27 protein-coding genes and 6 tRNA genes are annotated in these 25,656 nt (G+C 56.3%); 16 read left to right on the plus strand and 17 right to left on the minus strand.

Annotated elements, in window-relative coordinates; all coding sequences use genetic code 11:
* Positions 1-112: 112 nt before the first annotated feature.
* Together B4M48_RS12910 and B4M48_RS12915 are read right to left on the minus strand one after the other, a co-directional pair.
* A tRNA-Ala gene (locus B4M48_RS12910) sits at positions 113-188 on the minus strand.
* Between the two features lie 43 nt (positions 189-231).
* Positions 232-307 (minus strand) — tRNA-Ala (locus tag B4M48_RS12915).
* 343 nt (positions 308-650) lie between these two features.
* On the opposite strand from B4M48_RS12915, the gene B4M48_RS12920 reads away from it, so the two are divergent.
* Both B4M48_RS12920 and B4M48_RS12925 read left to right on the plus strand, forming a co-directional pair.
* On the plus strand, positions 651-1,439 hold the full coding sequence (locus B4M48_RS12920) for a formate/nitrite transporter family protein (RefSeq protein WP_071668077.1): 789 nt from the start codon (positions 651-653) through the stop codon (positions 1,437-1,439).
* 110 nt (positions 1,440-1,549) lie between these two features.
* Positions 1,550-1,903: a YfeC-like transcriptional regulator gene (locus B4M48_RS12925; protein WP_071668078.1), complete on the plus strand. Its 354-nt coding sequence runs from the start codon at positions 1,550-1,552 to the stop codon at positions 1,901-1,903.
* A gap of 77 nt (positions 1,904-1,980) precedes the next feature.
* On the opposite strand, the gene gltX is transcribed toward B4M48_RS12925, so the two are convergent.
* Positions 1,981-3,402 (minus strand): glutamate--tRNA ligase, encoded by a 1,422-nt coding sequence (gene gltX, locus B4M48_RS12930; RefSeq protein WP_071668079.1) that lies wholly within the window; start codon positions 3,400-3,402, stop codon positions 1,981-1,983.
* Complete coding sequence (locus B4M48_RS12935) at positions 3,392-3,670, minus strand: hypothetical protein (protein ID WP_139239658.1); 279 nt, start codon at positions 3,668-3,670, stop codon at positions 3,392-3,394. The genes gltX and B4M48_RS12935 overlap by 11 nt, the downstream gene beginning before the upstream one ends.
* A gap of 5 nt (positions 3,671-3,675) precedes the next feature.
* Here B4M48_RS12935 and B4M48_RS12940 point away from each other — a divergent pair.
* The 5 genes from B4M48_RS12940 to B4M48_RS12960 all read left to right on the plus strand — a co-directional run bounded on the left by B4M48_RS12940 (position 3,676) and on the right by B4M48_RS12960 (position 4,613).
* A tRNA-Val gene (locus B4M48_RS12940) sits at positions 3,676-3,751 on the plus strand.
* A 45-nt stretch (positions 3,752-3,796) separates the two neighbouring features.
* Positions 3,797-3,872: transfer RNA gene (locus tag B4M48_RS12945), tRNA-Val, on the plus strand.
* 38 nt (positions 3,873-3,910) lie between these two features.
* Positions 3,911-3,986: transfer RNA gene (locus B4M48_RS12950), tRNA-Val, on the plus strand.
* 4 nt (positions 3,987-3,990) lie between these two features.
* A tRNA-Lys gene (locus tag B4M48_RS12955) sits at positions 3,991-4,066 on the plus strand.
* Positions 4,067-4,277: 211 nt separating this feature from the next.
* Positions 4,278-4,613 (plus strand): FlxA-like family protein, encoded by a 336-nt coding sequence (locus B4M48_RS12960; protein WP_039379428.1) that lies wholly within the window; start codon positions 4,278-4,280, stop codon positions 4,611-4,613.
* Here the strand turns inward: B4M48_RS12960 and B4M48_RS12965 are convergent.
* Complete coding sequence (locus B4M48_RS12965; RefSeq protein WP_071668080.1) at positions 4,610-5,530, minus strand: LysR family transcriptional regulator; 921 nt, start codon at positions 5,528-5,530, stop codon at positions 4,610-4,612. The genes B4M48_RS12960 and B4M48_RS12965 overlap by 4 nt on opposite strands.
* Positions 5,531-5,629: 99 nt before the next feature.
* On the opposite strand from B4M48_RS12965, the gene B4M48_RS12970 reads away from it, so the two are divergent.
* A complete protein-coding gene (locus B4M48_RS12970; protein ID WP_039379433.1) occupies positions 5,630-6,628 on the plus strand; it encodes a bile acid:sodium symporter family protein in 999 nt (332 codons plus the stop codon).
* A 26-nt stretch (positions 6,629-6,654) separates the two neighbouring features.
* Here B4M48_RS12970 and B4M48_RS12975 read toward each other — a convergent pair whose 3' ends face one another.
* The 3 genes from B4M48_RS12975 to zipA form a co-directional block, all read right to left on the minus strand.
* Complete coding sequence (locus B4M48_RS12975; RefSeq protein WP_071668082.1) at positions 6,655-6,876, minus strand: DUF3820 family protein; 222 nt, start codon at positions 6,874-6,876, stop codon at positions 6,655-6,657.
* Between the two features lies 1 nt (position 6,877).
* Positions 6,878-8,896 (minus strand): NAD-dependent DNA ligase LigA, encoded by a 2,019-nt coding sequence (gene ligA, locus B4M48_RS12980; protein WP_071668083.1) that lies wholly within the window; start codon positions 8,894-8,896, stop codon positions 6,878-6,880.
* A 100-nt stretch (positions 8,897-8,996) separates the two neighbouring features.
* The gene (gene zipA / locus B4M48_RS12985; protein ID WP_071668084.1) at positions 8,997-10,004 is read right to left on the minus strand and encodes a cell division protein ZipA; all 1,008 of its coding nucleotides are present in this window, start codon (positions 10,002-10,004) and stop codon (positions 8,997-8,999) included.
* Positions 10,005-10,221: 217 nt separating this feature from the next.
* Between zipA and cysZ the strand changes: the two genes are divergently transcribed.
* From cysZ to crr, 6 genes are all read left to right on the plus strand, one after another.
* Positions 10,222-10,980 (plus strand): sulfate transporter CysZ, encoded by a 759-nt coding sequence (gene cysZ, locus B4M48_RS12990; protein WP_039379442.1) that lies wholly within the window; start codon positions 10,222-10,224, stop codon positions 10,978-10,980.
* A gap of 142 nt (positions 10,981-11,122) precedes the next feature.
* Entirely contained in the window at positions 11,123-12,094 is a 972-nt protein-coding gene (cysK, locus tag B4M48_RS12995; protein WP_039379445.1) for a cysteine synthase A, read from the plus strand.
* A 16-nt stretch (positions 12,095-12,110) separates the two neighbouring features.
* Entirely contained in the window at positions 12,111-12,305 is a 195-nt protein-coding gene (locus B4M48_RS13000) for a hypothetical protein (RefSeq protein WP_039379447.1), read from the plus strand.
* 180 nt (positions 12,306-12,485) lie between these two features.
* Positions 12,486-12,743 (plus strand): phosphocarrier protein Hpr, encoded by a 258-nt coding sequence (ptsH, locus tag B4M48_RS13005; protein ID WP_007889063.1) that lies wholly within the window; start codon positions 12,486-12,488, stop codon positions 12,741-12,743.
* A gap of 157 nt (positions 12,744-12,900) precedes the next feature.
* Positions 12,901-14,628 carry a phosphoenolpyruvate-protein phosphotransferase PtsI gene (gene ptsI / locus B4M48_RS13010; protein WP_039379450.1) on the plus strand — a complete coding sequence of 576 codons (1,728 nt, stop codon included), beginning with the start codon at positions 12,901-12,903 and terminating at the stop codon, positions 14,626-14,628.
* A 42-nt stretch (positions 14,629-14,670) separates the two neighbouring features.
* Positions 14,671-15,174, plus strand: a complete 504-nt coding sequence (gene crr, locus B4M48_RS13015; RefSeq protein WP_039379452.1) for a PTS glucose transporter subunit IIA — start codon at positions 14,671-14,673, stop codon at positions 15,172-15,174.
* A gap of 54 nt (positions 15,175-15,228) precedes the next feature.
* Here the strand turns inward: crr and B4M48_RS13020 are convergent, their stop codons facing one another.
* The 9 genes from B4M48_RS13020 to B4M48_RS13060 all read right to left on the minus strand — a co-directional run bounded on the left by B4M48_RS13020 (position 15,229) and on the right by B4M48_RS13060 (position 23,480).
* On the minus strand, positions 15,229-16,587 hold the full coding sequence (locus B4M48_RS13020) for an ATP-binding protein (RefSeq protein ID WP_166714043.1): 1,359 nt from the start codon (positions 16,585-16,587) through the stop codon (positions 15,229-15,231).
* On the minus strand, positions 16,584-17,264 hold the full coding sequence (locus B4M48_RS13025; RefSeq protein WP_039379457.1) for a response regulator transcription factor: 681 nt from the start codon (positions 17,262-17,264) through the stop codon (positions 16,584-16,586). The genes B4M48_RS13020 and B4M48_RS13025 overlap by 4 nt, the downstream gene beginning before the upstream one ends.
* A gap of 141 nt (positions 17,265-17,405) precedes the next feature.
* Entirely contained in the window at positions 17,406-18,287 is an 882-nt protein-coding gene (gene cysM / locus B4M48_RS13030) for a cysteine synthase CysM (protein WP_065648745.1), read from the minus strand.
* A 72-nt stretch (positions 18,288-18,359) separates the two neighbouring features.
* Entirely contained in the window at positions 18,360-19,448 is a 1,089-nt protein-coding gene (cysA, locus tag B4M48_RS13035) for a sulfate/thiosulfate ABC transporter ATP-binding protein CysA (RefSeq protein ID WP_071668086.1), read from the minus strand.
* Complete coding sequence (cysW, locus tag B4M48_RS13040; protein WP_039379463.1) at positions 19,438-20,310, minus strand: sulfate/thiosulfate ABC transporter permease CysW; 873 nt, start codon at positions 20,308-20,310, stop codon at positions 19,438-19,440. Before cysW ends, cysA begins: the two co-directional genes overlap by 11 nt.
* Entirely contained in the window at positions 20,310-21,143 is an 834-nt protein-coding gene (gene cysT, locus B4M48_RS13045) for a sulfate/thiosulfate ABC transporter permease CysT (RefSeq protein WP_039379465.1), read from the minus strand. The genes cysW and cysT overlap by 1 nt, the downstream gene beginning before the upstream one ends.
* Positions 21,143-22,159 carry a sulfate ABC transporter substrate-binding protein gene (locus B4M48_RS13050; protein WP_039379467.1) on the minus strand — a complete coding sequence of 339 codons (1,017 nt, stop codon included), beginning with the start codon at positions 22,157-22,159 and terminating at the stop codon, positions 21,143-21,145. Before B4M48_RS13050 ends, cysT begins: the two co-directional genes overlap by 1 nt.
* A 203-nt stretch (positions 22,160-22,362) precedes the next feature.
* A complete protein-coding gene (locus B4M48_RS13055) occupies positions 22,363-22,977 on the minus strand; it encodes an RpoE-regulated lipoprotein (RefSeq protein ID WP_071668087.1) in 615 nt (204 codons plus the stop codon).
* 77 nt (positions 22,978-23,054) lie between these two features.
* A complete protein-coding gene (locus B4M48_RS13060; protein WP_039379472.1) occupies positions 23,055-23,480 on the minus strand; it encodes a GNAT family acetyltransferase in 426 nt (141 codons plus the stop codon).
* 209 nt (positions 23,481-23,689) lie between these two features.
* Here B4M48_RS13060 and amiA point away from each other — a divergent pair, with 209 nt between their 5' ends.
* Positions 23,690-24,547, plus strand: a complete 858-nt coding sequence (gene amiA / locus B4M48_RS13065) for an N-acetylmuramoyl-L-alanine amidase AmiA (RefSeq protein ID WP_039379474.1) — start codon at positions 23,690-23,692, stop codon at positions 24,545-24,547.
* 47 nt (positions 24,548-24,594) lie between these two features.
* Positions 24,595-25,518: an oxygen-dependent coproporphyrinogen oxidase gene (hemF, locus tag B4M48_RS13070; RefSeq protein ID WP_039379477.1), complete on the plus strand. Its 924-nt coding sequence runs from the start codon at positions 24,595-24,597 to the stop codon at positions 25,516-25,518.
* Positions 25,519-25,656 lie beyond the last annotated feature (138 nt).

The following is a 25,656-nucleotide window of genomic DNA, read 5'->3' on the forward strand; positions in this document are numbered from 1 at the left end:
ATAGCTGCCGCTATAAAGCGTGCGTTGCAGGGAGCAGAACTGACAGAAAAAGGTCATTCAGGAAGAGATTTATCGCAGTAACGGGAAGATATTCAGAGCAACAACGAAGATTTGGTGGAGATAAGCGGGATCGAACCGCTGACCTCTTGCATGCCATGCAAGCGCTCTCCCAGCTGAGCTATACCCCCACATCTGGAATTATTCTTTCGGTTCAAACCGTTGGGAGCGGTTTGGTGGAGCTAAGCGGGATCGAACCGCTGACCTCTTGCATGCCATGCAAGCGCTCTCCCAGCTGAGCTATAGCCCCGTACCGAAAAAACTGCCGGGCAGACCCGACGGACGGCATAATATGAAACCGCTCTGAGTGTGTCAACGGCAAATTCTCGTTCTGTGTGCAATCGCTGAAAAAGACGGCAAACCCGTGTTGTAGTGACCTTTTTTTCGCCACTTATGCTCCTCCTGCTGCTGATGGTGGCCAAAAAGCAGCGCGCTGGCGGGTTAAATTCAGGTTAAAGATGTTAGCGCCAGGCTTGTTTTCGTTAATGGTCCGTGTAAAACTTCGCACGCTAATTAACCGGTTGACCTGCCAGGGTTAGCTCCTTAATAACCGGTAAAATCATCCCTTTGTTTAATAAAAGAAAAAGAGAATTATGTCACTACATACTCCTAAAGAGATCGCCCAGCTGGCGATTCAGGCTGGCGTGGCTAAAAGCCGCCTGCCCGTTTCAACCTTATTAATCCTTGGCTTTATGGCCGGTGCCTTTATCGCTACCGGCTTTCTGCTTGATCTGCACGTCATTAACCAGCTGCCTGCTGAATGGGGCTCATTCTCCAGCTTCCTGGGCGCTGCCGTATTCCCGGTCGGTCTGATTCTGACCGTGCTGGCTGGCGGTGAGCTGCTGACGGGCAATATGATGACGCTGCCGGTGGCGTGGTTTGCCCGCCGTATCAGCGCTTTGAGCGTCCTGCGTAACTGGTTCTGGGTTACGATTGCGAACTTTATTGGTAGCGTCGCCGTCGCCTGGTTCTTTGGGCATATGCTGGGCATGACGGAAGGTGACTACCTGAAAAAAACCGTTGCGATTGCGCACGCTAAAGTCAGCGCCGATTTCCTGCATGCCTTTATCTCTGGCGTGGGCTGTAACTGGCTGGTCTGCCTGGCGGTATGGCTGGCGTTTGCCAGTAAAGATATGGTGGGCAAAATCATGGGGATGTGGTTCCCGGTGATGGCGTTCGTGGCCATTGGTTTCCAGCACGTCGTGGCGAACATGTTTATTGTGCCGGCGGCTATCTTTGCGGGTCAGATGAGCTGGGCCGAGTTTGCGCCTAACGTAATTGCCGTGTTCCTTGGCAACGCCGTAGGGGGAGCTATCTTCGTCGGTCTGACCTATTTCCTGGCGTTCCGCCCTGAACAGGCAGTTGCTCGCGAAGCCTCGTAACCTATTAATGTCTTTTATTGGTCGTAAAAAGCATTTTCTGTCCGGATTACTTTTCCCAGTAACGTTTTGTTGTAATATGTAGAGCTAATGTATTCAACAGGGACAGCATCGTGAAAAAGGAATGGCTAACCCCCGAAGAGCTCGCGCTTGAAACGGGCTACAGTCGGCAGACGGTGAACAAATGGATCAAACGCGAAAACTGGACCACCACGCCTAAGCCCGGCGTACAGGGCGGCAAAGCGCGTTTGATCTATATCGATGAGCGGGTGAAAAGCTTTATTCAGTCCACCCGCCACGCGAGTGAACCGGCAGCGAATTACGCCGCTCAGCAGAATACGTTACCTGCGTTATTAATAAATTCTGTCCAGCAAATGACGCAGACAGAACAGGACCAGCTCGCCGCCCTGTTACTGCGTGAAGGGATCCGCGGTGTTCTGGAAAGGCTGGGTATTCAGGATGCATAAAAAAGCCGGAGGCAATTGCTTCCGGCTTTTTTGTTGTACCTGATAACGCTCCCGCGGCGTGCGAGAGCGATAAGCTATCAGGCGTTAGCTTCGCGCTCAGCAATAAATGCCAGCGCTTTATCAATCCGCGCAACGCTGCGGCTGCGGCCAATCGCTTCCACGGTCACATCCAGCGCCGGCGACTGCCCTGCTCCGGTAACGGCAACACGCAGCGGCATGCCCACTTTCCCCATACCCAGCTCAAGTTCATCCGCCGCGCTCTGAATCGCATGGTGAATCTGCTCTGCATTCCAGTCGCTGTCGCTCAGTGCAGCCAGCTTGTCACGCACCCTCTCCAGCGGCTGACGCGCAACCGGACGCAGATGCTTCTTCGCGGCATCCGCATCAAAGGCGTCAAACTCTTCATAGAAGTAGCGGCAGGAAGCGGCAATCTCCACCAGCGTTTTGCAGCGGTCGCCCAGCAGCGTCACCAGTTTTGCCAGTTCAGGCCCGGTGCGGGTATCGATCTGCTGCTGTTCAATGTGCCACTGCAGATGCGTCGCCACATACTCTGGCGGCAGCGTAGTAATATAGTGGTGATTCAGCCACTGCAGTTTTTCAGTGTTGAAAGCGCTGGCTGATTTACTGACCGCATCCAGCGTAAACAGCGATTTCATCTCAGGAATGCTGAAGATCTCCTGATCGCCATGAGACCAGCCCAGACGAACCAGATAATTAAGCAGCGCCTCCGGCAGATAGCCATCGTCGCGATACTGCATCACGCCTACCGCGCCGTGACGCTTGGAGAGTTTTTTACCATCATCACCGAGGATCATGGAGACGTGCGCATAGACAGGAACCTGCGCGCCAATCGCTTTCAGGATGTTGATCTGACGCGGTGTGTTATTGATGTGATCTTCACCACGGATAACGTGCGTGATCCCCATGTCCCAGTCATCCACCACTACGCAGAAGTTGTAGGTCGGTGAACCATCGGTACGACGAATGATCAGGTCGTCCAGCTCCTGATTGCTGAATTCAATCGGGCCGCGGATCTGATCGTCAAAGATGACAGAGCCATCCTGCGGATTACGGAAACGGACCACGCACGGCTCATCAGCAGCGTGATGTTCATGGCTGTCGCGGCAGCGACCGTCATAGCGTGGCTTTTCACCGTTAGCCATCTGCTCTTCACGCAGTGCATCAAGACGCTCGCGGGAGCAGTAGCACCTGTAGGCGGTGCCCGCTTCCAGCATCTCATCAATGACGTCGTTATAGCGGTCAAAACGTTTGGTCTGATAGTAAGGACCTTCATCCCAGTCAAGGCTCAGCCAGTTCATACCATCCATAATGGCTTCGATCGCTTCCGGCGTGGAGCGCTCCAGGTCAGTGTCCTCAATACGCAGGACAAACTCGCCTTCGTAATGACGTGCAAAAAGCCAGGAGTAAAGCGCGGTGCGGGCGCCTCCAACGTGCAGATAGCCGGTCGGGCTGGGGGCGAAGCGGGTTTTAATTTTCATTCAGCATTGCCTTAGATGCGCAGGTTTTCTTGTCTGGATGACAAAAAAACGGGTTAACGCGAAAAAACAGTGCGCACATTCTAGCAGGTGGAGATGATTCCTCAATCACTCTCACCGCCGCTGCCGCAGCGCAAACGGCTTTTTCTGCTAATAAAACCAGCACATTGGCTAAAACCCCTTCAGGGTGACTATTTTTAAAGCGAACAAACATTTTAATTTTAAAAAGCGTTGACTCACTTCGAAGGATCCCTATAATGCGACTCCACACAGCGGGGGTGATTAGCTCAGTTGGTAGAGCATCTCCCTTACAAGGAGGGGGTCGGCGGTTCGAACCCGTCATCACCCACCACTCTTAAGGTGGCCCGCAGTGAACAGGTAGTAAGAGATAAGATATGGGTGATTAGCTCAGTTGGTAGAGCATCTCCCTTACAAGGAGGGGGTCGGCGGTTCGAACCCGTCATCACCCACCATATCTTAGCCAGACAGCCTGTTAAAGAAGTACCGAAGTGGGTGATTAGCTCAGTTGGTAGAGCATCTCCCTTACAAGGAGGGGGTCGGCGGTTCGAACCCGTCATCACCCACCACTTCGGGTCGTTAGCTCAGTTGGTAGAGCAGTTGACTTTTAATCAATTGGTCGCAGGTTCGAATCCTGCACGACCCACCAAATTCAGAAAAAAGCGCCCTATGGGCGCTTTTTTTGTTTCTTTTGGGCGGCATTAATGCCGCCCCTACAAATAAGCCGCTCTGCTCGCACCTGTAGGGGTCGCATTTATGCGGCCCTGAAATCAGCGCGGCCCTCAACATTCCAGGTTGCACGCCTGAAGCCTTTACTTCTGCTGCCGATAACCTTCAGAGTTTATGGCAAGGAGAAAATGATGACGACAATATCAGGTATTAGCACTATCGGGGCCGGGGGCAGCAGCGGAGGCGGGGCAGCCTCTGAGATTGCCGCTATTAATAAACAGATCGCCGCTATTACCAGCCAGCTCAAATCTCTGGCGGACAATCATACGCTGACGCAGGAGCAAAAATCAGAACAGCAGCAGATGCTGGAGAGCCAGATCCAGATGCTCTATGCACAGATTGCTCAGATTCAGCAGCGCGAAGCGGAAAAGGCAGAACAGCAGCAGCAGACTGAACAGCCGGTGAGCGCCCGGGCGGATGGCATTAACCGGCCAACGCCAGACAACCAGCTCGACGTCTATATCTAAAACGCCGGATAGAGTGAGCGAGTCTGCGTCAGCAGCTCAGCCTGCTGACGCACTTCCTGCCAGACCGCCTCCGCAGCGGGCGTAAGCGAACGGTTTTTACGTTTGATCAGCATCAGACTGCGGTTCATCTCCGGATAAAGCCGGCGTACCACCAGCTTACGTCCCGAAGGCAGCGGCAGCGCCAGCGCCGGTAAAATGCTGATGCCGATGCCCGCTTCCACCATCGGATAGAGGGTCGCCGGATGACCAATCTCCTGTACCACATTCACCCTGACAGCGAGCTGCTGCAGTATCGCGTCCACCAGCATCCGGCTGCCTGAGGCGTAGTCCTGCAGTACCATATTGCGATCTGTCAGCATCGCCCAGGTAACGCTCTCGGTTTGCGCCAGCGCATCATTCTGGTGACAGAGCAGCAGGAAAGGCTCCTGCAGGATCTCTTCGGCGTCAAACTCTGCGTCACCCAGCGGGCCAATCACAATCCCGAAATCAACTTCCGCATTACGCACGCTGTGCAACACTGCCTGCTGCACCCTGTCGTGCAGGATCACGCGGATATCGGGATAGTGCTGCTGCGTGCTGGCCAGACATTGCGGCATCAGATGCGCAGAGGGCGTCTGACTGGCCGCAACCCGTACGGTCCCGCTGCGCTGCTCGCCGTAACTGCGCACATCCAGCAGCGTGGTATTCAGCTCTTCCAGCAGGCGCGTCAGCCGGGTTGCCAGCTGCTGCCCTGCCCCGGTGAGTAATACTTCACGCGTCGTGCGGTCCAGCAGGCGCACGCCTATTTCCGCCTCCAGCTCTTTCACGCTATGGCTTACCGCCGACTGGCTTAACCCTATCAGCTGCCCCGCCTGGCTAAAGCTTCCCTGTCGGGCAACAGCAACAAAAGTACGCAGCTGGCGTAACGTATAATTCATCGATTCTGCTCATAGATTAATGCAATAAATCAATTTTATTTCTAAACGCGCTTAGCGCACAATCTCTGCCAGACTTTTTCTTTTAACCGGACGTTAACAATGGGCTTTTTACGACTCGATCCAATGATGATCAAACTCATCATTACCGTACTGCTGGCCAGCTTTCTGCCGGCACGCGGCGGTTTTGTCGACTTTTTTGAATACCTCACCACTGCCGCTATCGCCCTGCTCTTCTTTATGCACGGTGCCAAACTGTCGCGCGAGAAGATTATTGCCGGCAGCAGCCACTGGCGTCTGCATCTGTGGATTATGTGCAGCACGTTTGTGATTTTTCCGGCGCTCGGGCTGCTGCTGGTCTGGTGGCACCCGGTTAACGTCGGGCCTGAAATCTATACCGGCTTCCTCTACCTCTGCATTCTGCCTGCCACCGTACAATCCTCTATCGCCTTTACCTCTATGGCAGGCGGGAATGTTGCGGCGGCGGTCTGCGCTGCGTCCGCCTCCAGCCTGCTGGGCGTGTTTATTTCCCCTCTGCTGGTCAATCTGGTAATGAACGTGCACAGTGCGGCGCCGGGTAACGGCCTGGAGCAGATTGGTAAGATTGTGATGCAGCTGCTGGTGCCGTTTGTTGTCGGTCATCTCTCCCGCCGCTGGATCGGCGGCTGGGTGGAAAAGCATCGCAGCCTGATTGGCAAAACCGATCAAACCTCGATTCTGCTGGTTGTCTATTCAGCCTTTAGTGAAGCGGTGGTAAATGGCATCTGGCATCGCGTGGGCGTCGATACCCTGCTGTGGATTCTGGCAGGCAGCCTGCTGCTGCTGCTGATTGCGCTGGCAATCAATATCGGTGCTTCACGGCTGTTTGGTTTCAGCCGGGCTGATGAGATTGTGGTGCTGTTCTGCGGTTCGAAAAAGAGCCTGGCGAACGGCGTGCCGATGGCTAATATTCTTTTCCCGGCCAGTGCGGTGGGCATTATTGTGCTGCCGCTGATGATTTTTCATCAGGTACAGCTGATGATCTGCTCGTTCATTGCCCAGCGCTATAAAGCAGGTAATGAAAAGCGGCTGGCACAGCAGCCAGAGGTGCAGAAGTCATAAAAACCGGCCCGCGCAAGCGGGCTTTTTTATTGCGGGGGGCGCCTGAGCGGTGCGATCAGCCCCTGCAGCCCCTCTATTTTAATCGCCAGCGTCAGCTGCATCAGCTCGCCCAGTGTACCCGCCGGAAACGCATTTTTGCGCGCAAACCAGAGCAGGTACTCTTCCGGCAGATCGATCAGCAGCCGGCCCTGATATTTACCAAACGGCATCACCGTGCTGGCGATAGCCAGCAGCTGCTGTTTCTCCATATTATGCGTCCAGCAGGCGGATCAACTCCGCTTCGTCAATAACCGGAATACCCAGCTCCTGCGCCTTAGCCAGCTTGGAGCCCGCCGCTTCGCCAGCGATCAGCAGATCGGTTTTCTTTGATACGCTGCCGCTGACTTTAGCGCCCAGCGCGGCAAGACGCGCTTTCGCATCATCGCGATTCATCTGCGACAGAGAGCCGGTAAGCACCACCGTTTTACCGGCAAAGGGACTGTCGATCTCTTCTGCTTTGATTACCGCGACGGCAGGCCAGTGAATGCCGATCTCTTCTGTCAGCTCGCGGATCACCTCACGGTTGCTCTCTTCTTCCATAAAATTGCGGACGTGAGCGGCAACAACCTTACCCACATCCGGCACGGCAATCAGCGCATCGAGATCGGCATTCATCACCCGCTCCAGCTCGCCAAAGTGACGGGCGAGGTTAGCTGCCGTGGCTTCACCCACCTCGCGGATCCCCAGCGCATACAGGAACCGCGGCAGCGTCGTCAGTTTAGCTTTTTCGAGTGCGGCCACCACGTTTTGTGCCGATTTCGGCCCCATGCGATCCAGTCCGGTCAGTTTACCGGCCGTCAGGCGAAACAGATCGGCTGGCGTTTTTACATACTCTTTCTCAACCAGCTGATCGATGATTTTATCTCCCATGCCATCCACATCCATGGCGCGACGCGAGACAAAATGCTTAAGCGCCTCTTTACGCTGGGCACCGCAGATCAGCCCTCCGGTACAGCGCGTTACCGCTTCACCCTCTACCCGCTCCACGTCAGAGCCACACACCGGGCAGTGCTGCGGAAACACAATTTCACGCGCGTCAGCCGGCCGGTCAGACTCTACCACGCTGACCACCTGCGGGATCACGTCACCAGCGCGGCGAATCGCTACCCGGTCGCCGATGCGCAGGCCGAGACGGGCGATCTCATCGGCGTTATGCAGAGTGGCATTACTTACCATGACCCCTGCGACCTGCACGGGTTCGAGACGCGCTACTGGCGTAATGGCCCCGGTGCGTCCGACCTGAAACTCAACGTCGCGCACCACGGTCAGCTGCTCCTGTGCCGGGAATTTGAAGGCGATCGCCCAGCGCGGCGCGCGCGCCACAAAACCGAGCCGCTCCTGCAGCGCCTGTGAATCGACTTTGATTACCACGCCGTCGATATCAAACCCGAGTTCAGGCCGCTCCTGCTCAATATGATGATAAAACGCCAGCGCTTCATCAGCGGTATGAACCCGTTTGATCCGCTCACTGACCGGTAAACCCCAGGCTTTAAACTGCTGCAGGCGTTCCCAGTGGCTGGCCGGGATCTCGCCGCCCTCCAGCAGGCCAAAGCCGTAGCAGAAGAAGGTTAGCGGGCGTCTGGCGGTGATGCGGGGATCGAGCTGACGCAGTGAGCCGGCTGCCGCATTGCGCGGATTCGCAAAGACTTTGCCACCGGTACGCCGCGCTTCCTCATTGAGCTTTTCAAACCCGCTTTCAGTCATAAACACTTCACCGCGCACTTCCAGCCGCGCCGGGATATTATCGCCCCGCAGCCGCAGCGGGATCGCCCGGACGGTGCGCACGTTAGCGGTGATATTTTCGCCGGTTGTGCCGTCGCCGCGGGTAGCGGCCCGCACCAGTAAGCCGTTTTCATACAGCAGGCTGACCGCCAGACCATCAAGTTTGAGTTCACAGCAGTAGGTCAGCTCATCGCTGCTCTTAAGCCGATCCTGTACGCGTTTGTTAAAGGCGCGGAACCCTGCCTCATCAAAGGTGTTATCCAGCGACAGCATCGGCACTTCATGCCGCACCTGCTCAAAAGCGGTCAGCGGCGCCGCGCCGACCCGCTGCGTAGGTGAGTCGGGGGTAATCAGATCGGGATGCGCACGCTCCAGCTCGCGCAGCTGATTCATCAGCCGGTCATATTCAGCATCCGGGACTTCCGGCGCATCCATCACGTGGTAGAGATACTCATGATGACGCAGCGTGGTACTGAGCGCTGCGATCTGCTCCTGAACTGATTTCATAGTGTTTATCCGATAAAAAACCCCCGGCTGGCGGGGGTTGAGAGTGACTCTGTTTCACGCTGCAAATGGCGGGCGTAAACATGTAATACTGCCGTAGCGGTTAGCCGCCAACCACCTCGCGAATGCGGGCTTTGTAAGTCTCAAGCTTCTGCGGCGTCATCATGCGACGCTCGTCATCCAGCACCACGCCGCCGACGTCATCGGCAATACGCTGGGCTGACTGCAGCATCAGCTTAAAGTTCTGATGCGCGTCGCCGTAGGATGGCACCATCATAAACATCGAGACGCCAGGTGTCGTGAAGTCGCCCATGGTGTCAGGGTTGAAGGAACCCGGCTTCACCATGTTAGCAAGACTGAACAGAACAGGGCCGCTGCCGGCCGGACTCAGATGGCGGTGAAAAATGTTCATCTCGCCAAACTGGAAACCCGCCTGTAACACGCCCTGCAGCAGCGCTTCACCGTTGAGCGCACCGCCTGCATGAGCGGCAACGTGCAGAACCAGTACCGTCTCTTTTTTACTGCCAGGCGCTGCAGGCTGCGGTTCCTGCGGGGCTGGCGTCGCTTCACGCTCAGGTACGGCTTCAGGCTCAGGTGCAGCGCTGAATTCCGGAGCGGGCTGTGCCGCTGGAAGAGGTTCGTTATCCAGCAGCGGAGCGGACTGTACCGGCGCAGGCTGCGGTTTCGCAACCGGCTGCGGCGCAGCAGGCTGCTGCACAGGCGGCGGAGAAACAGGCTGCTGCGGCGCGGAGTGCGCAGGCGCAGGCTTGCTGTCCAGCAGCGGATCGCCCGTCAGCGGGGTTTCATGCTGTGTGAAAGGCTGGCGTGCCGGCTCCGGCGCTCGCGGCGCGGCCGGTTTGGCTGGCGGCGCGGTGAACACAGGTTCATCACTGTCGTCATGCTGACGATGGACGCGCACTTCACCGACGCCATCCTCTTCATCACTCAGCAGATCGTCATCCGCGTCATCGCGCTGTTTGAGACGTTTGTGCGGGCGATCGCGAAATACGGACGAACGCTCTTTACGACTGGTCCACAGTCCGTGAAGAAGCAGCGCTATTATGGCGATCGCGCCAACAACGATTAATATCAGACGCAAATCCTGCATCATTGTATTCTCTGTTGTTCCAATACCTTGCCACCACGGCAAACTTTATCCTCTAACTGTATTTGCCCTGCTACACAAGTGCAAGTCTGCGCACTATTTTCTGACAAATAAGATAGCCAGCCGACGCTTTTTCGCTGTTTTTTCGCACAAAGCAGGCCAGCTCACCGGGAAAAGCCAGGGTATGATGTTGATGCCGCTACTTACAGGAGAAAGGCTTGTTATGCCCGCAGAGAATTCAGTCTCATCATTTAATGGTCTTCACTACTTTGCCCGCGGCTGGAACCTGGTGCATATGCGGGGGATCCGCCGCTATGTCATTGTGCCGCTGCTGGTGAATGTGCTGCTGCTCGGCGGCGCGTTTTACTGGCTGTTCCGGCGGCTGGGAGAGTGGATCCCTCAGCTGCTTTCACACGTGCCCGACTGGCTGCAGTGGCTGAGCTATCTCATCTGGCCGCTCTCAGTGATTTCAATCGTGCTGGTGTTTGGCTATTTTTTTTCCACGCTCGCCAACCTGATTGCCGCTCCCTTTTGCGGCCTGCTGGCTGAACAGCTGGAGGGACAACTCACCGGCAGGCCGCTGCCTGACAGTGGCTGGATGGGCCTGCTTAAAGATCTGCCGCGCATTATGAAACGTGAACTGCAGAAGCTGGGTTACTACCTGCCGCGTGCGCTGGGCCTGCTGCTGCTCTATTTTATCCCTGGCTTTGGTCAGATAGTGGCGCCGGTATTGTGGTTTCTGTTCAGCGCATGGATGCTTTCTGTCCAGTACTGCGACTATCCGTTTGACAACCATAAGGTCAGCTTTCCGCATATGCGCACTGCCCTGCGGCGGCATAAAGTCGCCAATATGCAGTTTGGCGCGATGGTCAGCCTGTTTACCATGATACCCATTCTGAATCTGGTGATTATGCCGGTGGCCGTATGCGGGGCGACCGCGATGTGGGTCGATCGCTATCGTGCTGATTTAGCTCGTCATTAACCGCAGCGATCCAGGCTTATGCATTTTTCCGCACGGCTTATGGTCAGGGGCTATATAGATATACTATTTCTTTCCTTCCGCGCGGAGACAGAACAGGTATCCTCAAAGGGTTCCCAATATTTCATACAGTTAAGGACGGGCAATGAGTAAGATCTACGAAGACAACTCGCTGACAATTGGTCATACGCCGCTGGTTCGACTGAACCGCATCGGTAACGGACGTATTCTGGCGAAGGTCGAGTCGCGTAACCCGAGCTTCAGCATCAAGTGCCGTATCGGTGCCAATATGATTTGGGATGCAGAAAAACGCGGAATTCTGAAGCCTGGCGTAGAACTGGTTGAGCCGACCAGCGGTAACACGGGTATCGCCCTGGCATACGTCGCCGCTGCACGCGGCTACAAGCTAACGCTGACCATGCCAGAGACGATGTCAATTGAGCGTCGTAAGCTGCTGAAAGCGCTGGGTGCCAATCTGGTGCTGACCGAAGGGCCAAAAGGCATGAAAGGCGCCATCGCCAAAGCGGAAGAGATTGTTGCCAGCGATCCGGATAAGTATGTTCTGCTGCAGCAGTTCAGCAACCCGGCTAACCCGGAGATTCATGAAAAAACCACCGGGCCGGAAATCTGGGAAGACACCGATGGCGAAGTTGATGTCTTTATTGCCGGTGTAGGAACCGGCGGCACCCTGACCGGCGTAAGTCGCTATATCAAGAATACCAAAGGCAAAAAAGAGCTAATTACCGTGGCGGTAGAACCTACCGACTCGCCGGTTATCGCACAGGCGATGGCGGGTGAAGAGATCAAACCGGGTCCGCATAAAATTCAGGGCATCGGCGCAGGCTTCATTCCCGGTAACCTTGATCTGCAGCTGGTCGATCGGGTTATTGCCATCACCAACGATGAAGCGATCAGCACGGCGCGTCAGCTGATGGAAGAAGAAGGTATTCTTGCCGGCATCTCATCGGGTGCGGCGGTGGCTGCTGCGCTGAAGCTGCAGGAAGATGAAGCCTTCGCAAACAAGAATATTGTGGTGATCCTGCCCTCTTCCGGCGAACGCTATCTCAGCACCGCACTCTTTGCCGATCTGTTCACGGAAAAAGAGCTGCAGCAGTAATCGTCAAAGTCTTAAAGTGTCGAAAAAAGCACCCCTTCGGGTGCTTTTTTGTGGCGCAGATCTCACTTTCATCACCGGGCAGATTGATTTCAGTGATGCCGCTCTGGTATTTAAGCTGCCAATTATTTCGGTGCCTGAAATTAATCTGCCCTTGAAGTGGATCAAGCTGAATCGATTTACTGATTTGGCGAAATGGCGAATCACGGCATAATTAACCCGGTGACGAACAAACGCAGTTGTTGATCCGTCATTGCAAAAATGGCTTATTCATCAGAGCGTCCTTTTCTGGTCAGCATGATGCCATACCAGCGTACCTACACAGGCTAAAGTTACGGCTCCAGGCTAGACTTTAGATCCATAACACCAAACCTGAAAAAGTTGGGGAAATAGCATGTTCCAGCAAGAAGTTACCATTACCGCACCAAACGGTCTGCACACGCGTCCTGCTGCACAGTTCGTCAAAGAAGCTAAGGCGTTCCAGTCAGAAATCACTGTGACTTCCAACGGCAAATCTGCCAGCGCAAAAAGCCTGTTTAAGCTGCAGACGCTGGGTCTGACCCAGGGAACCGTAGTCACGCTCTCTGCTGAAGGTGAAGATGAGCAGCAGGCAGTTGAACATCTGGTTAAGCTGATGGCCGAGCTCGAGTAACTTCGCGCGGTCACCACCAAATCGACTCCTTTGCCCCATTGAGTGCAACTATCTTGATCGCGGACAACCTGTCCGCGATATCGCTTCACTAGAGTACTGCTCCACGACAATGGCAATGCATCGGGTCAACGAGCCATCGTGATAAAAAGGTAGGGTTATGATTTCAGGCATTTTAGCATCACCGGGTATCGCTTTCGGCAAAGCACTGCTGCTGAAAGAAGATGAGATCGTCATCAACCGTAAAAAGATTACAGACGACCAGGTTGATCAGGAAGTTCAGCGCTTCCTTGATGGACGTAGCAAAGCAGCAGAACAGCTTCAGGCGATCTGCGTCAAAGCCGGTGAAACCTTCGGTGAAGAGAAAGCGGCGATCTTTGAAGGTCACATCATGCTGCTGGAAGACGAAGAGCTTGAGCAGGAAATCATTGACCTGATTAAAAAAGATCATGTCACCGCTGACGCTGCGGCTCACTCTGTGGTTGAAGGCCAGGCTAAAGCGCTGGAAGAGCTCGATGATGAGTATCTGAAAGAGCGCGCAGCTGACGTACGTGATATCGGTAAGCGCCTGCTGCAGAACATTCTTGGCCTGCATATGGTCGATCTCGGCTCTATTGCTGAAGAAGCGATTCTGGTCGCAAAAGATCTGACTCCATCAGAGACTGCGCAGCTTAACCTGAAAAAGGTGCTGGGCTTTATCACCGATCTGGGTGGACGCACCTCGCACACCTCAATCATGGCGCGCTCGCTGGAACTGCCTGCGATTGTCGGCACCGGTAGCGTGACTACCACCGTTAAAAACGGTGATTTTCTGATTCTGGATGGCGTAAACAATAAAATTTATGTCAATCCAACTGAAGCGGAACAGGAAGAGCTGAAAGCGATTCAGACTCAGTACCTTTCTGAGAAACATGAGCTGGCCAAGCTGAAAGATCTGCCTGCCATTACGCTGGATGGTCATCAGGTTGAAGTCTGCGCCAACATCGGTACCGTTCGCGACGTGGCGGGTGCAGAGCGTAATGGTGCAGAAGGCGTGGGCCTCTATCGTACCGAATTCCTGTTTATGGACCGTGATTCGCTGCCTTCAGAAGAGGAGCAGTTCCAGGCCTATAAAGCCGTCGCAGAGGCTGTAGGTTCTCAGGCGGTTATCGTGCGCACGATGGATATCGGCGGCGATAAAGATCTGCCTTACATGAACCTGCCGAAAGAAGAGAACCCGTTCCTCGGCTGGCGTGCAATTCGTATCGCAATGGATCGTAAAGAGATCCTGCATGCCCAGCTGCGCGCCATTCTGCGCGCCTCCTCTTTTGGCAAACTGCGTATCATGTTCCCGATGATTATTTCGGTGGAAGAAGTACGCTTCCTGAAAGCGGAGCTGGAGACCCTGAAAGCGCAGCTGCGTGAAGAGGGCAAAGCCTTTGATGAGTCCATTGAAGTGGGCATCATGGTGGAAACCCCGGCTTCAGCCGTTATCGCCCGTCATCTGGCGAAAGAAGTCGACTTCTTTAGTATTGGGACAAATGACCTGACGCAGTATACTCTGGCGGTCGATCGTGGTAATGATTTGATTTCACACCTCTATAACCCAATGACGCCATCTGTACTTGGCCTCATTAAGCAAGTGATCGACGCATCACATGCCGAAGGGAAATGGACCGGCATGTGTGGTGAGCTGGCGGGTGATGAACGTGCTACACTACTGTTACTGGGAATGGGGCTGGACGAATTCAGCATGAGTGCCATTTCGATCCCGAGCATCAAGAAAATCATTCGTAATACCAATTACGAAGATGCTAAGGCTCTGGCAGAGCAGGCTCTGGCTCAACCCACAGCGGAAGATTTGATGAATCTGGTCAACAAGTTCATTAAAGAAAAAACGCTCTGCTGATCCACGTGATGCTGGCCCCAAAATACTGCTTAGGAGAAGATCATGGGTTTGTTTTCTAAACTTTTTGGCGAAAAATCAGAGAGCGCGTCAGGGACTATCGATATCGTTGCGCCTCTGTCAGGCGAAATTGTCAATATTGAAGACGTACCTGATGTCGTGTTTGCTGAGAAAATCGTGGGCGATGGTATCGCAATCAAACCGACTGGCAACAAAATGGTTGCACCGGTTGATGGTACTATCGGCAAGATTTTCGAAACTAACCACGCGTTTTCCATTGAATCAGACAACGGCATTGAGCTGTTTGTCCACTTCGGTATCGATACGGTAGAGCTGAAAGGTGAAGGCTTCAAACGTATCGCCGAAGAAGGTCAGAAAGTGAAAAAAGGCGACGTTGTGATCGAGTTCGATCTGCCGCTGCTGGAAGAGAAAGCGAAATCCACGCTGACACCGGTTGTGATCTCGAATATGGATGAGATCAAAGATCTGACCAAGCTTTCCGGTCAGGTAACTGTTGGCGAAACGCCGGTTATTCGTATCAAAAAATAACGGACGTTAGCACTCTCTGAAAACGGCACCCGATGGGTGCCGTTTTTGTTTTCGCTACGCTTTGCGCCAGTGCGGGAGCCTGAGAATCACCTCAAGACCACCTTCCGGCATATTCTGCGCCTGAACTTCGCCATGATGAGCCAGCATCACCTTACGGACGATAGATAGCCCGAGGCCGTAACCTTTTCCGGCCAGCGGCGTGTTTACCCGCACAAAGGGATCGAAGATACTGGAGAGTTTGCTGTGATCGACGCCGGGTCCGCTATCGCGAATGCAGATCGTCAGCCAGGCGGCTTCCGCGTGCAGATCTACCCGGATCACCTGCCCCTGCTGCGAAAAACGCAGCGAATTTCGCAATACATTCTCTGCGCCACGCCGGATCAGCTCGGCGTTACCGCGCACCGTATAGTCAGCCGTCTCATCGGCGGTAAACTCCACCAGCACGCCAGTCAGCTGCGCTTCATAGCGCAGATCGGTTATAACCACCTCCAGCAGCCCGAGAAGATCAAAGTAATCTTCTCCCGGCAGGCTTTCGTGACTGACGCGTGACAGCGTCAGCAGCTCGCCAATCATCTTGTCGAGGCGACGCGCTTCCTCATCAATGCGGTTAAGCGATACCGCGACCGTTGCCGGCGTCTGACGCGCCAGCCCGGTTGCCAGCTGCAGGCGTGCCAGCGGTGAACGCAGCTCGTGAGAGATATCGTGCAGCAGCGCCTCGCGGGCGTTAATCAGCGTATCGAGCCGTTCTACCATGGCATCAAAATCGTGCGCCACGCTGGAGAGTTCATCGTGACGACGGCGCATCAGCGGCCAGAGCCGCACCGAGAGATCGCCACTGGCTACGCGGGCGAATCCTTCGCGCAGCTGGCGCATCGGGCGCGTAAGATTCCAGGCGAGCAGCAGGCTGAAGAGCAGCCCCAGCGCACCGGCGAAGATAAACATCGGTTGCGGAATATTCAGAATGCGGCGCGGGCGCTCGCCTATGGTGCTGTCGCGCCGCAACGCCCTGACGTCATAACGCAGCTCCCAGCCGTTGCCGTCTGCGTCTGTTACCTGGCGCACTATCACGTCAGGAATGGGGCCGTGAAACGGCGCGCCAAACGCTGCCTGCGTCCTGCCGGCGGCGCGCGGCGCCGTCGCACGCTGGGGCAGCACCGAGAAAAACTGACGATCTTCTGCAGACCAGTCAGCCATCATGTCGTCAAGCGCAGCCGGACCGCCGCGCTCAAGAACGGAGACAGCGGAGGCCATCTGCAGATTCACAATGCGCCGTACCGCGGCAATGTCGGGCGGCTCATGCCGGCTACCCGACAGCGCAAAGCCGAGCCAGAGCAGCTGGCTGATAATCAGGAATACCAGCCAGAAACCCAGCAGAATTTTCCAGAACATGCGCCCGCGATAGCTGCGCTTCATCGGATGCGATAGCCAATACTGCGCACGGTTTCAATCGTCACGCTCTCAGCTGTCAGCGCCGCCAGTTTCTGCCGGATATTGCTGATATGGACATCAACGCTGCGATCGTAAGCTTCCCGCGACCGTCCCAGCCCCTGCTCAGAGAGTTCATCTTTGGTTACCACCCGCTCAGGCGCCCGCAGCAGCAGCTGCAGCAGGTTAAATTCTGACGCGGTCAGCTCCAGCGCCCTGCCCTGCCATGCGGTAACGCGGGTCGCCGGGTTGAGCGTCAGGTCACCCAGGCAGAGCGGCTCCTTTTTATCCGCCACCGCCGGCAACTCCTCCACGCGGCGCAAAACTGCACGCAGGCGCGCCACCAGCTCGCGCGGATAGCAGGGTTTCGGGACATAATCATCCGCGCCCATCTCCAGCCCGATCACGCGATCAATATTGTCGCCTTTTGCCGTCAGCATGATCACCGGCAGGCGGCTGTTCTGGCGCACCTGACGCAGCACGTCGGTGCCGCTCATGTCAGGCAGCATGATATCCAGGATCATGGCGCTGTAGCTGCCTGACAGTGCCCCCTCAATCCCGGCGCTGCCGGTCAGGGCAAGCTGCGTTTCAAAGCCTTCAGCAAGCAGGTACTGGCTGAGCATGGTGCCCAGCTCAGCGTCATCATCAACAAGCAGGATTTTCATCGGTTTCTCTCAGCTAAAGTGGTGCTATTTTGTGCCGATTGCGGGAGAAACGCAGCAGGATTTACGCGATCCTTACAGTCAGATGCGCGGATACAGAAGCGGCAAGCCGGTCAGCGCAGCAGGCTGACCGGGCAGATGCTGTCAGTGAAAAACACCGGTGGAGAGATAACGATCGCCGCGATCGCAGACGATCGCCACTATCACGCTGCCGGGCTGCGCCCGGGCGATGCGCAGCGCCCCCGCCACGGCGCCGCCGGAGCTCACGCCGCAGAACAGCCCTTCACGCTGCGCCAGCGCACGCATCGTCTCTTCCGCTTCCTGCTGCCCCATATCCATGATCTCGTCTACCACCTCAGGGCGCCAGATGCCAGGCAGATAGGCTTCAGGCCAGCGACGAATACCGGGTATGGCGCTGCCTTCCTGCGGCTGCAGGCCAATCACTTTGACCGCCGGCGCGTGCTCTTTCAGGAAACGGCCCACGCCGCTGATGGTGCCGGTCGTGCCCATACTGGAGACAAAGTGCGTCAGACGCCCGCCGGTCTGCTGCCAGATTTCCGGAGCAGTGGTGAGATAGTGGCCCAGCGGATTATCGGGATTGTTAAACTGATCGAGCACCCGGCCTTCGCCGCGATCGGCCATCGCCTGCGCCAGATCGCGTGCGCCTTCCATGCCCTGTTCACGCGTAACCAGCACCAGCTCGGCCCCGTAAGCGCGCATCGCATCCTGTCGCTCCTGACTCATGTTCTCCGGCATCAGCAGCCGCAGCCTGTACCCTTTGAGCGCGGCGATCATCGCCAGCGCAATACCGGTGTTGCCGCTGGTGGCTTCAATCAGCCTGTCGCCGGGCCTGATTTCACCGCGCAGCTCAGCCTGATGAATCATCGACCAGGCCGCGCGATCTTTCACTGAGCCGGCCGGGTTATTCCCCTCCAGCTTCAGCCAGACTTCGCTGCCATTATCGGGCGACAGGCGTTGCAGCCTGATCAGCGGCGTATTGCCGATGGTATTTTCCAGAGTGGTCACGATCGTTTTCCAGGCGCAAGAGAGGCAATAAAAACGGGCGGGAAAGTCCCGCCCGAAAGAGATGTCAAAATATCAGGCGCTCTCGGCAAAGGCAACCGGGCGCAGCGGGGTATTCCCCTGATAGAGACGGGCCTGCTGCAGCCCCACAAACAGACGCTCACCGCGTACCGGAGCCGCCTGCTCACCTTCGAAGACCAGGGTAAACGGCTCTTCATGCCAGCCTGAGGCCTGTACCACCAGCTGCCAGAAGTGTCCGCGCGGACTGATTTCCAGCACCTGTACCGGCAGCGGCGTCTCCAGGCTGCTCTGCCGTGAGACATCCACTTCCCACGGGCGCAGGAAGAGTTCAACGCGACCCTGATGCGCTGGCGTATAGCCCAGCGGCCAGTGATGGGCGGCAACGTGGAATTGCGATCCGTGCACTTCGCCCTCAAAGCGATTGACCTCGCCCAGGAACTCCAGCACAAAGCGGGTAGCGGGTTCGCGCCATACTTCATCCGGGGAACCTGTCTGTTCAATGTTCCCCTGGCTCATTACGACCACGCTGTCCGCGACTTCCATCGCCTCTTCCTGGTCGTGCGTAACAAACACGCTGGTAAATTTCAGCTCTTCATGCAGCTGACGCAGCCAGCGGCGCAGCTCTTTACGCACCTGCGCATCGAGTGCGCCGAACGGCTCATCCAGCAGCAGGATCTGTGGCTCTACCGCCAGCGCACGCGCCAGCGCCACGCGCTGCTTCTGTCCGCCAGAGAGCTGGGCCGGAAAGCGGTTTGCCAGGTGCGCCAGCTGTACCATCTCCAGCAGGCGCGTGACGCGCTGTTTGATCTCAGCGGCTGAAGGGCGCTCGCGGCGCGGCAGCACCGTCAGGCCAAAGGCGATATTGTCAAACACCGTCATATGGCGGAACAGCGCATAGTGCTGGAAAACAAATCCCACCTGGCGATCGCGGGCGTGAATGCGGCTGACATCTTTGCCATGAAAGTAGATCTGTCCGCTGTTCTGATGCTCCAGCCCGGCGATAATACGCAGCAGCGTGGTTTTGCCCGAGCCGGAAGGGCCCAGCAGCGCCACCATTTCGCCGGAAGGAATATCCAGAGAGATATCATTCAGCACCGGGGTGCGGCCAAAGGCTTTATTAATTTGTTTGATCTCAATGCTCATGATTTTCCTCCTGTTGGCGCTTCTGCTGATGCTCTAATCGCCACTGCACCACGCTTTTCAGAAACAGCGTTACAATTGCCATCAGGGTCAGCAGCGCGGCGGCAGTGAATGCGCCCACGGTGTTGTAATCCTGATGCAGTAATTCAACCTGAAGCGGTAACGTATAGGTCTCACCGCGAATCGATCCTGACACCACCGACACCGCACCAAACTCACCGATGGCCCGCGCGTTGGTCAATACCACGCCGTAGAGCAGCGCCCAGCGAATATTGGGCAGCGTTACGCGGCGAAACATCTGCCAGCCCGATGCGCCAAGCAGCACCGCAGCTTCATCTTCGTTACTCCCCTGACTCAGCATTACCGGTACCAGCTCACGCACCACAAACGGACAGGTGACAAATACGGTCGCCAGCACCATGCCGGGCCAGGCAAACATAATCTGAATATTGTGGGCATCGAGCCAGCCGCCCGCCGGGCCGTTAACGCCCCAGAACAGCAGATACATCAGGCCCGCCACCACCGGTGATACCGCAAACGGAATATCAAACAGCGTCAGCAGCAGCTGCCGTCCCGGAAAGGTAAAGCGGGTGACCAGCCACGCCAGCAGCGTGCCAAACACCAGGTTTACCGGAACGGTAATGAGCGCAACCAGCACCGTCAGCCAGATCGCGTGCAGCATGTCGCCATCCTGCAGGTTGCTGAACGCCTGGCCTACGCCCTGCGCCAGCGCCTCCCAGAAGATAGAGATCATCGGCACTACCAGCAGCAGTATCGATATTAGTGCGCCGGTGCCAATCAGCAGCCATTTGCCCCAGTTAAAAGGCTCACGCTCAGCGCGATTGAGGTGTGAAATCTCCGCCATTAGTGACCTCCCAGGCGACGGCCAAAGCGGCTCTGCAGCGTATTAATGGCAAACAGCAGCAGCAGCGAGGCGGCAAGGATCACCGAGGCGATAGCGCTGGCGGCCGGATAATCAAACTCCTGCAGACGAACAAAAATCATCAGTGAAGTCACTTCCGTTTTCCAGGCGATGTTGCCGGCGATAAAGATCACCGCACCAAACTCCCCGAGGCTGCGGGTAAACGAGAGCGCCGTTCCGGCCAGCAGCGCCGGAGCCACCTCAGGCAGCACCACGCGCCGGAAGCTTTGCCACGGCGTGGCACCCAGCGTTTCCGCCGCTTCCTCATATTCCGGGCCCAGCTCTTCCAGTACCGGCTGAACGGTACGCACCACAAACGGAATGCTGGTAAAGGCCATCGCTACTGCGATACCAATCCAGGTATAAGAGACTTTGATATCAAAATGCGCCAGCCACTGACCATACCAGCCGTTAACGGAAAAGAGTCCGGCCAGCGTTAGCCCCGCTACCGCTGTGGGCAGGGCAAACGGCAGATCCATCAGGCCATCCAGCAGCGTACGCCCCGGAAAACGATAACGGGTCAGGATCCACGCCATCAGCATGCCAAACACCGCGTTGAACAGCGACGCGACGCCGGCTGACAGCAGCGTTACTTTATAAGCCGCTACCAGCTGCGGACTGGAGATCACCGCCCAGTACTGCGCCAGCGTCATCTGCGACAGCTGCATCAGCAGCGCGCTGATAGGCAGCAGCAGAATCAGGCAGGTAAACAGCAGGCTGGTGCCGAGGCTCAGGCCGAAACCTGGCAGGACGCGTTTTTGTGCTGTAGCAAACATCAGCCGCGCCCCGCTGCCAGTAATTTATCCAGCTCACCGCCGCTGACGAAATGCGTTTTCATTACCTGCTCCCAGCCGCCAAACGCCTCATTGACGTTAAACAGTGTGGTCTGCGGGAAGCGATCCTTCTGCTCTGCCATCAGCTGTGGATTATTCACGCGGTAGTAGTAACGGGTGATAATCGCCTGAGCCGCTGGGGTGTAGAGATAGTTCAGATACGCTTTAGCTGCGTCAGCGGTGTTGTTATGCGCCACATTCTTATCTACCCAGGCAACCGGGAACTCCGCCAGGATGTTGTTGCGCGGCACAATCACTTCGTAATCATCTTTGCCATACTGATTGCGGATATTGTTTACTTCTGACTCAAAGCTAATCAGGACGTCACCCAGACCGCGTTCAGCAAACGTGGTGGTCGCGCCGCGCCCGCCGGTATCAAACACCTCAACGTTCTTCAAAAACTTCTGCATATAGGCTTCAGTTTTTGCGCGATCCTGACCGTCAGCTTTTTCCGCTGCGCCCCAGGCGGCAAGATAGGTATAGCGGCCGTTGCCGGAGGTTTTCGGATTCGGGAAAATCAGCTTTACGTTGTCGCGCGCCAGATCGGCCCAGTCATGGATCTGCTTTGGATTACCTTTGCGCACCAGAAACGCCATGGTGGAGTAGAACGGCGAGCTGTTATTTGGCAGACGACTTTGCCAGTCAGCGGCAATCAGGTTGCCTTTATCATGCAGCACCTGCACATCAGTGACCTGGTTGTAGGTAACGACATCTGCCCGCAGCCCCTGCAGGATAGCCAGCGCCTGTTTGGACGAGCCGGCGTGAGACTGCTTAATCGTGAGTTTATCGCCAGGGTGTGCCGCATCCCACTGCTGTTCAAAGGGTGCGTTGAGTGCCACAAAAAGTTCGCGTGACACATCATACGAGCTGTTCAGCAGCTCCGTTGCCTGCGCCGCCGCTGCCAGCGACAGTGACAGCGCCACGCCGCTGAGCCATGTTTTCAAAACCGGAAGTGTCATGCAGCACCCTGATAAATAGAAATCCAGCCTGGGCCAGTAGATGCTGTCAGTGTATTTATAACTTCCCGGAAAGCAGTAACGGTTTTATATATCTTTTGGGGATTTAAAAGTCGAAAAAGGCATAAGCGATCGGCAGAGAAAAGCAGGTTTTCAGAAATATACGCAGGCGGGTGTGGGCCGCCTGAAAGCGGCCCCCGGCAGGGTTAGCGCTGCCAGACAATTTTACTGATCGTCCAGCTTTTCAGCGTGTCATCTGAAGGCATCAGACCCGCCGGGCCGTGCCATTTGCCGCTGTAGACATAGAAGATATGCTGACTGCCCGGCGCCTGGCACTCAACGTCGTGCGCATCGAGGCCTGCGACCATTTTGCAGTTGTTGAAGGCTTTAGTGAACGTATCGCTGAAGCGGTCACCGATTTTACTGCCGCTGCTGCTCTCCGCTGCCGCATCCAGCACCTCGATCCGTTCAACGGTGGGTTTACCGCTGATGATCAGCTTCACCTTGCCATCCTGCAGCGCCTGCCAGAACTCAGCCACCTCGCCCTGTTCGCTGCGCATACCCTGCCGCAGCTGGTAATCATTATTCAGCGCCTGCGAAATAGCCGATTCACTCATCAGGGTGCTGCCATTGAGACCCGCCACACCCTGCTCAGTTACCTGCAGAGAACCGCCAAACCAGCTTAGCGGGTTGAGCGCGGCCCAGTGGTAAGTCAGTGGATTATACCAGTGGCTCTCATGCTCTGCCGGTGCCTGGCCGGTAGTGGCGCAGCCTGACACGGCCAGCGCCGCCGCCAGCGCCGCAAAACGTACAGCTTTCATGCTAACTCCATGGTTTCAACTTTATTGCGTGCCTCTTGGAGTCACGCGATGGCAAAAAGTTTAGCCGGCCGGATCAATCAATATTCGCGATCTTCAATCAGCCGCTTGCCCAGCAGCAGCGCCTCCACGGGTTCATAGTCGAGCTTTTCATAAAATGCCACGACCTGATCGTTCTCTTCCCGCACCATGAGATGAATTTTCGGGCAGCCGCGGGCAATCAGCTTTTTCTCCAGCCGGTTCATCAGCGCATTGGCAAAGCCGCGCCCCTGATAGTCCGGATGCACAGCCAGATAGTAGGCTGAGCCGCGATGACCGTCGTAGCCGCCCATCAGCGTGCCGACCACTTCGCCGCCCACTTCAGCGACCAGAAACAGTTCCGGGTCATGATTCATTTTGCGTTCGATATCCAGCTCCGGGTCGTTCCACGGGCGTAACAGATCGCAACGCTCCCAGAGCGTGATTACTTCATCAAAATCTTCCTGGCGGAAAGAGCGAATTTCCATCGACGTATCCTGCTGATCGGCATAATTCGCTGATTATCACGCATTCTTTGCGTGGCGCAACCCTCCTGCTCCGCAATGGCAGAAAAAAGCGGCTAAATCCCGGTTAGCACCGTGCAATACAAAGTAATACGCTGAAATGGTTGCGGGGTCGCCGTGCTGCGGCGGTTACGTTATAACACTGGGCTTATTTCTCCGCCAGGGACCTGTAAATGAAAAAGATTTCACTGCTTTCACGCCTGACTAACCGCCGCCAGCTGATCCTTTCGGGACTGGCGCTGGCAGTGCTTTCGCCGCGCGCAATTCAGGCGAAGGAGACGCGGGCAGAGATCACAGCGGCGCCGCGTCATGCCGCACCGAAACCTGCTGCCAGCGGTAAGCGAATTGTGATGATCGATCCCGGTCATGGCGGTATCGACTCCGGCGCGGTGGGACAGGAAGGCGCGGAGGAGAAGCATATTGTTCTGGAGATTGCCAATACCGTGCGCACGCTGCTGCATTCACATCCGCATATTGAGGTGCGACTGACGCGCGACAGTGACCACTTTATCCCTCTCTATCAGCGGGTGGAGATTGCACATCAGCACGGCGCGAGCCTGTTTATGTCGGTTCACGCTGACGGCTTTACCAGCCCGGATGCCAACGGCGCCTCGGTATTTGCCCTCTCCAATCGCGGCGCCAGCAGCGCAATGGCACGCTATCTGTCGCAGCGTGAAAACGATGCAGATAAAGCAGGCGGCGCCGCCGTACAGCAGAAAGATCACTATCTGAATGAGATTCTGTTTGATCTGGTGCAGACCGATACGATTCGCAACAGCCTGACGCTGGGCAAGCACGTCCTGGATCAGATCCGCCCGGTGCATCATCTGCACAGTCAGCATACCGAGCAGGCCGCCTTTGCCGTGCTGAAGTCGCCCTCTATTCCCTCCGTGCTGGTTGAAACCTCGTTTATTACCAATCCGCATGAAGAGCAGCTGCTGGGCACTACCGCCTTTCGCCATAAGATCGCCACCGCCATTGCCAGCGGAATTGTTAACTATTTTGCCGCATACGATCGTCGCCAGGCGTGATCCCGGGCTGTGGTAAGCTTACGGCACATTTACAGAGAGAGTGACGCATGAGCAATCCCGATATTTCACGCGTTAAGGCGTTTTTGCTGACGCTGCAGGATGAGATCTGCAATCAACTGGCCGCAGCGGATGGCGGCGCAACGTTTGCCGAAGATAGCTGGCAGCGTCCCGGTGGCGGTGGCGGACGCAGCCGGGTTCTGCGTAACGGCACGGTATTTGAGCAGGCCGGGGTCAACTTTTCCCATGTGCATGGCGACCAGATGCCCGCTTCAGCCACCGCGCATCGTCCGGAGCTTGCCGGACGCAGTTTTGAGGCGATGGGCGTTTCACTGGTAGTCCATCCGGAAAACCCCTATGTGCCGACCAGCCACGCTAACGTGCGCTTTTTCATCGCTGAAAAACCCGGTGCCGATCCGGTCTGGTGGTTCGGCGGCGGGTTTGATCTGACGCCCTACTACGGTTTTACCGAGGATGCCATGCACTGGCATCAGACCGCAGCCAATCTTTGCGAGCCGTTTGGCGAGGATGTCTATCCGCGCTATAAAAAATGGTGTGATGACTATTTCCACCTGAAGCATCGCAATGAGCAGCGCGGTATCGGCGGTCTGTTTTATGACGATCTGAACACGCCAGACTTTGACCGCTGCTTTGACTTTATGCAGGCGGTCGGCCGCGGCTATCTGCAGGCCTATCTGCCGATTGTTGCACGCCGTAAAGCACTGCCGTGGGGCGATCGCGAGCGCCAGTTCCAGCTCTACCGCCGCGGGCGTTACGTTGAGTTCAACCTGGTATGGGACCGCGGCACGCTGTTTGGTCTGCAGACTGGCGGCAGAACCGAGTCAATTCTGATGTCGATGCCGCCGCTGGTGCGCTGGGAATATGACTATCAGCCCGAGCCCGGCTCACCGGAAGCGCAGCTTTATACGGATTTTCTCCCCGTGCGGGAGTGGCTTAGCGGGAGTGGCGCTTAGCAGCGCGGGAGTTGTGCGCTGGGCAGCGCGGGAGTTGTGCGCTTAGCAGCGCGGGAGTTGTGCGCTGAGCAGCGCGGGGGCTGGGCGCTGAGCAGCGCGGGGCTGGGCGCTAAGCAGCGCGCGGCACCGGAGGGGTTC

The organism is Pantoea sp. UBA6567 (assembly GCF_002434165.1).
GTDB lineage: Bacteria > Pseudomonadota > Gammaproteobacteria > Enterobacterales > Enterobacteriaceae > Pantoea > Pantoea eucrina.